Origin of the sequence: Brasilonema bromeliae SPC951, from assembly GCF_012912135.1 — a bacterium.
Classification (GTDB): Bacteria; Cyanobacteriota; Cyanobacteriia; order Cyanobacteriales; family Nostocaceae; genus Brasilonema; species Brasilonema bromeliae.
In genome coordinates this window covers 1-7,507 of record NZ_QMEB01000286.1, presented here as the reverse complement: position 1 = coordinate 7,507, position 7,507 = coordinate 1, and the positions used below count along the sequence as shown (strand labels likewise).

Sequence of the window (7,507 nt, the reverse complement as noted above, 5' to 3'; positions counted from 1 at the left end):
GTCCTAAAAGTTTTGCCATTTCTCGCCCCAAACGTGCCACACGAATTGCCTCTTCTGCAGTTTGACAACCGGCAGTATTAGGCAACATCCAGATTTTTGTCCAATCTAATGCTTCGGCTAAACCTTCATGTCCAGGGGCATTGGTTTGTACTCGCCTTACCGCAACAGTGACAATTTGACAACCACTCTTGACAACACTTTGTTGCATCTCCTCGATGCTGCGATACTTGCCAGTTCCCGTCATCAAGCGAGATTGGAAAGTTTTTCCGGCTATTTGGAGTGGTGAATCTTCTAAAGTGCTGAGTTCTAAATTCCTAGCTGCGGTTTCTGAGTTCTGAGTTTTGAGTGTGGGGTAAGTAAGCATTGGGGTAGTAGATGACTTGGTGTGGAAGCGCGAGTAGTGGAAATGAGATAGTAAAGGATCTGTTTTTTGTTCGAGAATCAAATCAGCTAGCAATCTTGCTGTTATGGGTGCTAGAAGAATACCATTGCGATAATGACCTGTGGCAATGGTTAAGTTTTCACAAGGACTGGTGCCAAGAATAGGTAATTCATCTGGAGTCGCAGGGCGAAATCCCCACCATAATTCTTGAATGGGGTAATTGTGTATTTGGGGAAATAGACGAATAGCCCTTTGTAGTAAGGTTTGAATTCCTGCTGGCGTGTTGTGGGGAGTGAAACCAACATCTTCAACTGTCGCACCAATAATAATTCGTCTGTCGCGCCTCGGTACGATGTAAATTTCTTCTCCAAACAAAACCCGTGTCAAGGATAAATCTGGCACAAATTCTGGTACTTTCACACTCAGCATTTGACCTTTGACAGGACGCACAGGGAAAGGAAACAATGAGTTTGACCAAGCACCTGCTGCCAAAACATAATGTTGTGCATGAAGGACTCCTGCACTTGTTTGTACACCAACAACTTGCCGTTGCTGCTGTTGAATTCCTTCAACGACAATACCTTCTTTGAATTCAACGCCAAGAGATTTAGCAGCTGTTAGCAGTGCTTGCACTAATGCCCTATTGTCTACTTGTGCGTCTTCAGGATACCACCAACCTCCAACAACTTCTTCTCCCAATCCTGGCTGATATTGATGAATGGCTTCTTTTTCTAGCCAGTAAGTAGGGGAAGAGGAGTGAGTGAGGGAAGTTTCCTTTCCTCTCTCACTCTTTTCCTGTTTCGCTCCTTTTTCCCCTTGTTCCGTTGTCTCGTCCTGATAAACTGGAGCCAGGATACCGCAAGACCAATAACCAGTATTGATACTAGTAAACTCTTCGAGCTTACGCGTCCAGTCAGGGTATAAATACAGAGAGCGCATGCATAACTCTTGCATCGCTTCGTCTGAGATTCTTTCGGCACCCGGTGCTAACATCCCAGCAGCAGCATGAGTAGCACCTGCGTGAATATCGCGGCTGACGACTGTCACTTTGGCACCGCGTAACTTTAATTCAATGGCGATCGCCATACTGATGACGCCGCCACCAATAATTAAAACGTCACTAGTCATTAGTCATTAGTCATTAGTCATTAGTGATTAGTCAAGAGTCAATAGTCAATTGTCAATGGACTTTGGACTAATAACTCGTGACTTATAACTCATAACGCATAACTCATAACTTGTAACTCATAAGTTGTAACTTCTAACTAATGACCTACTACCATAAGGCTCGAATTGGTTCGTTGTTCTGATTCTGATTTGTGTCGGGAGAGGATTGATTGTTACCGGATGATTGACCACCTGTTGGCTGATTGTTGGCAGCGCCTGTGTCATCATCTTGTTTTTGCTTGTTATTCGTTTCGCTGTTCTGATTTGTCTGGGCAGCAATGTTATTTTTCTTTTCTGCAGAACCATTCCCAGCCGCAGTGCTATTAACATCGATATTAGCTGGGAGAACTTTTGATTCTTTCGGTCTTTGTGTAGTTGTGGGTGCAGGTGCTTGTGCAGTATTTTGTCCACCCATAGGAAAACTAATGCCTAGCAATGTCCCAAGCAAAATTGCTAAGCCTCCAGCCATAAGAATAAGTGGTGTCCATCTACCCATATCGTTAATTTCTCCGTCTTAAACTTGTGATGTTCAAAGTCTTTGAGAACCTAGGGTTCCGAAAATTGATCAAATCTTGTCAGTTTCACATTGCCCAAAGCCTTGGTTTGACATGCCAAACGCACCCTTGCTTACTGAACAATGGGGAGGTAGTGACCGCCGCGCTTTTCGCGCTTGAGCTTAGACACTTCACCTTCTACAAGAACTGCACAAGGATTGCAGCTACCAAGGTTCCAATAGTTTACTACCTTAGCATCGTTATTGTAGAGGTCAACACCATTTTGCAGCAATATTTGCGGCAGATTGGCTCCGCGTTCGCGCGTATGGTGCCAAGGCGTTTTTGAAAGAAATTCTTTCTGTTGTCTGGCAAAGACAAGTACGACGACGTTGGCTGTCTGACCTTGAGTTTGTGCCTTGGGCATTTGTGATCACTTTAGCTTTTTGTTGTATTGTAACAATTCATTTCGATGCAGAAAAACACAGAAACAATATATAATCGATAACCCAAGACTCGAAAAAACTCAAGTACCTTGTCCATATCTATATTGGCACTATACAATTGGCGGTAGGTAGCAGGGGCGCTACACTCAACACCCTACTTTACAGTTCTGGGGAATCCTGCAAAAAACCTGAAAGAAACGATGCTTGACTTCAGTTTCTAAGTTTCAAGCAATGAGTCCGGAAAATTTTTCTCTTAATCTCCCTTATCAGACTCAAAACTCTGGTTTTGCTTAAGAAGCGATATTGTTAAATCCTGCTAATCTTTTGATGAGGATGTTCTAAATTCTGTGCTCTGAGTTCTCCTCAATAAAGAAATACTCTGCGTTAGTTTTATTGTTCTATCCTTAACTATACTTACACATTAGCTTGAAAGTTGTCTCCAAGAGTTCGCATCTTATGACCGCAAATTCCTCACACCAACTTTGGATCTATGACACAACGTTACGGGATGGCACTCAACGTGAAGGGTTATCGGTGTCTATAGAAGATAAGTTACGCATTGCCCGGAGGCTAGATAAACTGGGAATTCCCTTTATAGAGGGAGGTTGGCCTGGGGCAAATCCTAAGGATGTACAATTTTTTTGGCATCTCCAAGAAGAGCCGCTTCAACAAGCAGAGATTGTTGCCTTTTGTTATACTCGACGTCCTCACAAAACAGCAGCAGATGATCCAATGTTGCAACCAATTCTTGCTGCTGGCACTCGCTGGGTGACAATTGTTGGTAAGTCTTGGGATTTACACGTCACAGAAGGACTCAGAACAACCCTCACAGAAAATTTAGCGATGATACAGGATACGATTGAGTATCTTCGTTCTCAAGGGCGTCGCGTTATATACGATGCAGAACACTGGTTTGATGGCTATAAGCAAAATCCAGATTACGCTTTACAGACCTTACAGACGGCAATCTCTGCTGGTGCTGAATGGATAGCTCTTTGCGATACCAATGGTGGCACTTTACCCCATGAAATGACTCAAATTGTCACAGATGTGGTAAAATCAATTCCTGGTGAGACGCAGCTAGGAATTCATACTCACAACGATTCTGATACCGCAGTTGCCAACGCCTTGGCTGCTGTCATGGCAGGAGTGAAGATGGTACAAGGTACGATCAACGGATATGGTGAACGCTGCGGCAATGCCAATCTTTGTTCGTTAATTCCCAATTTGCAACTGAAGCTGGGTTACAAGTGTATTGAAGATAGTCAGTTATCTGAACTGGCCCAAACGAGTCGCTTCGTGAGTGAAGTTGTCAATCTTGCTCCTGACGAGCATGCTGCTTTTGTGGGACGTTCGGCTTTTGCTCACAAAGGTGGTCTTCATGTATCGGCTGTGGAACGCAATCCTCTGACTTATGAACACATTCAGCCGGAACAAGTCGGAAATAGTCGCCGCATTGTCATTTCTGAACAGTCTGGAATTAGTAACGTTTTAGCGAAAGCTCGCACTTTTGGTATTGAACTCGATAAGAATAATCCAGCAACAGGGCAAATTCTGCAACGTCTCAAAGCTTTAGAGAGTGAAGGATATCAATTTGAGGCTGCGGAGGCGAGTTTTGAGTTGTTGATGCGCGAAGCGTTAGGTCGTCGCCAGTCTTTTTTTGAAATCAAAGGTTTTCAAGTTCATTGTGATTTGGTTGAGGGGAAAGAAGCGACTAACGCTCTTGCGACTATAAAAGTCGCTGTCAAGAATAAGGATATTCTAGAAGCTGCAGATGGAAATGGACCTGTTGCAGCTTTGGATGCAGCTTTACGCAAGGCTTTGAGGAATTTCTATCCCCATATAGCTGAGTTTGAGTTGACAGATTATAAAGTACGAATTCTGAATGGACACACCGGGACTGCAGCGAAAACCCGCGTTTTGGTAGAGTCGCGTAATAGTTATCAACGCTGGACTACAGTAGGCGTTTCCACAAATATTTTGGAGGCTTCTTATCAAGCTGTGGTAGAAGGTTTAGAATATGGTCTTTTGTTACACTCTCAAGCACAAGCAGCTTTGAGTACTTCGAGTGGAAACTGAACCGCTCATTGATGCTGAGTTTTGAGTTTTTAGTCAAGATTGCCAATCTCAGACAATTTATTGAAGCTCTCACACCACGAAGGTGATTGGCAATTTGGCTTTGTGAGTTGACTGTATGATGAGTTGTTAGTTGTTAGTTGTTTGATCACAACTTGTGCCTAACCACGAAAGTGCGACTGACTAACCACGAAACCTCTCTTACGAGAAATTTTCCCAAGCTTGAGCAACGACTTGGCTGAGCCAGCGTCTTTGTTGTAAGTCTAGCAGGCTGTCGTCGGCTAGCACTTGGGCAGTTAAATCTTCTAAGGATTGACCTTGAGCACGAACAATTTTGATGACACCAGCGATCGCAGCAGCAACCATTTCTTCATCAATCGGTTTTTGTCTCAAGGCAACAATTTCTTGTGGGCTGTCTGGAATGGGATAATTCATGGCGTGTGTTTACAAAAACAAAGAATGAACAATAAATCTGAAAAAGTCTTAATATTTCTTTACTAAACAGGGATGAGACAGATAGGGCGCATCTTACTATACTCTATCCCTTTGTGAAATCTGTCTCAATACATAGATTCGGAGATTTGAGAAAAAAATGCAAGAGATTCTTTACCTGGAAATTTCCACTTCTGATACAACAGCTGTGTGTCATTGGTTGGATACTGATTTTGAACCGGGAACTACTGTTGAAAAAGTCCTGACTCCGCAAGGCTTTCGCCTGAGAGTTTCTAATACTACAATTAGCACGGAAATTGTTTCGGAAAAGTTACCTAGTGAACTTTCCGTCTTCGTCTGGTCAGTGCAACGAACTACGTATTTAAAAGTATTCCGTTGGGCAGATAAACCCTTCCCCAGAGAGCAACAAATTCTGCAAAGGCTCACTACTGGGATAAGAAGCCGGTTTCCCCATGAATACCCTGAACCCCCAACGATTAATTTATCTGAGCAATCGATTTTTGAGGCACTTGCTCCATACTATCCTCTAACTGTCAAATATTTTCAGAAAATGCCCAATGGCGAATATGATCTGAAGCGAGTCTACTGGTGGGAGCAACGATGGCGCGAAGGTGTGCGGAATCCCCAGCAACCGCGTCAGGTAGTGTTCTCCCATAGAAGTAAAGCAGGGGAGCAGAGGAGCCCAGGAGCAGGGGAGAGCACCGATACTAATTCTTCCCTGCACCCCCAATATGACCTCATCTACATCGGTGGGGCGCTTGGCGTTATCCATGCAGCAGTCATGGCAAGACTGGGTTACCGAGTGCTGCTGATCGAACGGATGCCCTTTGGACGAATGAACCGAGAATGGAATATTTCCCGTGATGAGATTCAAAGTTTGATTAACTTAGGTTTGCTAACGACAGCAGAATTGGAATCAATCATTGCGCGGGAGTATAAAGATGGATTTAATAAGTTATTTGATGCCAATAATCCCAGGAACTTAAAAGCACCTGTTTTGCATACGCCCACAGTACTAAACGTGGCTTTAGATTCCGAAAAATGGTTGCATATGTGTGGACAAAAGCTACGAGCAGCAGGCGGTGAAATTTGGGATGAAACAGAGTTCATCCGGGCAGATGTGCATAACACACAAGTTGTTGTTAGTGTCAAGGATTTAACCACTCAAACAGAGAAGCAAGTGAGCGGGCGATTGTTAGTGGATGCGATGGGAACCGCTTCACCAATTGCGTGGCAATTGAATGGTGGTCGTGCCTTTGACAGTGTTTGTCCGACTGTAGGAGCAGTGATTTCGCGTGGATTTGAGCCTGGGGTATGGGATTCTCAGTACGGAGATGTTCTCTACAGTCATGGCGATATTTCGCGAGGACGACAGTTGATTTGGGAATTGTTTCCTGGGGCAGATGAAGAACTGACGATTTATTTATTTCATTACCACGAAGTTCATCCAAAAAATCCCGGTTCCTTATTAGAGATATACGAGGACTTTTTCACAATTTTGCCAGAGTATCGCCGTTGTGATATGGATAAGCTGGTGTGGAAAAAGCCGACATTTGGGTATATACCGGGGCATTTTAGTGTGGGGAGTCGCGATCGCACAGTTGCTTTTGACCGCTTAATAGCCATAGGAGATGCAGCATCACTCCAGTCTCCCCTAGTTTTCACTGGTTTTGGTTCTTTAGTTCGCAACTTAGAACGCCTGACAACTCTTTTGGATACTGCTCTCAAACACGACTTGGTGAGTTTCCGGCATTTGAACCAAATTCGCGCCTTTCAAAATAATATTGCCGTCACTTGGATGTTTTCCAAAGGGATGATGGTTCCCACCGGAAAATTTATACCACCGCAAAGAATCAACTCTATGCTCAACAACTTCTTTGGGCTGTTGGCAGATGAACCCCCACAAGTGTCAGATAATTTTATCAAAGATAGATTTGATTGGTTCACCTTCAATCGACTGGCGCTGAAAGCAGCTCGCAATAACCCAGCATTGCTTCTGTGGATTTGGGAACTTGCAGGTGCCAAGGATTTACTGAGATGGACTAGAAACTATCTTGACTTTAGTCGCCATGCTTTTGTCCGGGCTTTGCTGAATGGATGGTTCCCGCGTTTCCTTCGTCGAATTGGTCCAATGCTGGAAATACGATATCCAGCATTATGGTTGCAACTATTGGCGATTAACTATTCTCTCACAGCAGGCATTGCACGTCCGCAAAATCTCGTCTCTCAGGTGACATCAAAAGCGATGCTTCAGAAGCCAGAAATTATTTAGTCATTAGTTATTAGCCAATACGCTTGGGATAAGACCAAAACCGCGATCAAGACGGCAATGTAGAGACGTAGCCCTCCGGGTATGTCCTGAGCCCTAGCGGGTACGGCCACGGCCCCGTGCCGAACGGACACGCTGCGCTAACGGCAGTTGCTACCCTACGGGAAGCCCTCCGGGTTCGGGGGTTCGCAATCGACGGGAACCGCCAAGACTGCGACCCCCT

5 protein-coding genes and 2 pseudogenes are annotated in these 7,507 nt (G+C 44.4%); 2 read left to right on the top strand and 5 right to left on the bottom strand.

Annotated features, from left to right (window positions below; genetic code table 11):
* The 4 genes and pseudogenes from DP116_RS30825 to DP116_RS29750 form a co-directional block, all read right to left on the bottom strand.
* Positions 1-244 (bottom strand): annotated as a pseudogene (locus DP116_RS30825) (glycine oxidase ThiO); the annotation flags it as partial.
* A gap of 126 nt (positions 245-370) precedes the next feature.
* Positions 371-1,510, bottom strand: a pseudogene (gene thiO / locus DP116_RS25550) (glycine oxidase ThiO); the annotation flags it as partial.
* 148 nt (positions 1,511-1,658) lie between these two features.
* Positions 1,659-2,045, bottom strand: coding sequence for a hypothetical protein (locus DP116_RS25545; RefSeq protein WP_169157821.1), 387 nt, complete (start codon positions 2,043-2,045; stop codon positions 1,659-1,661).
* Positions 2,046-2,176: 131 nt separating this feature from the next.
* Entirely contained in the window at positions 2,177-2,467 is a 291-nt protein-coding gene (locus DP116_RS29750) for a hypothetical protein (protein ID WP_246275791.1), read from the bottom strand.
* A 475-nt stretch (positions 2,468-2,942) separates the two neighbouring features.
* On the opposite strand from DP116_RS29750, the gene cimA reads away from it, so the two are divergent.
* A complete protein-coding gene (cimA, locus tag DP116_RS25535; RefSeq protein WP_169157820.1) occupies positions 2,943-4,565 on the top strand; it encodes a citramalate synthase in 1,623 nt (540 codons plus the stop codon).
* Between the two features lie 198 nt (positions 4,566-4,763).
* Here the strand turns inward: cimA and DP116_RS25530 are convergent, their stop codons facing one another.
* The gene (locus DP116_RS25530) at positions 4,764-4,997 is read right to left on the bottom strand and encodes a hypothetical protein (RefSeq protein ID WP_048866956.1); all 234 of its coding nucleotides are present in this window, start codon (positions 4,995-4,997) and stop codon (positions 4,764-4,766) included.
* Positions 4,998-5,154: 157 nt separating this feature from the next.
* Between DP116_RS25530 and DP116_RS25525 the strand changes: the two genes are divergently transcribed.
* Positions 5,155-7,287, top strand: a complete 2,133-nt coding sequence (locus DP116_RS25525) for an NAD(P)/FAD-dependent oxidoreductase (RefSeq protein WP_169157819.1) — start codon at positions 5,155-5,157, stop codon at positions 7,285-7,287.
* Positions 7,288-7,507 lie beyond the last annotated feature (220 nt).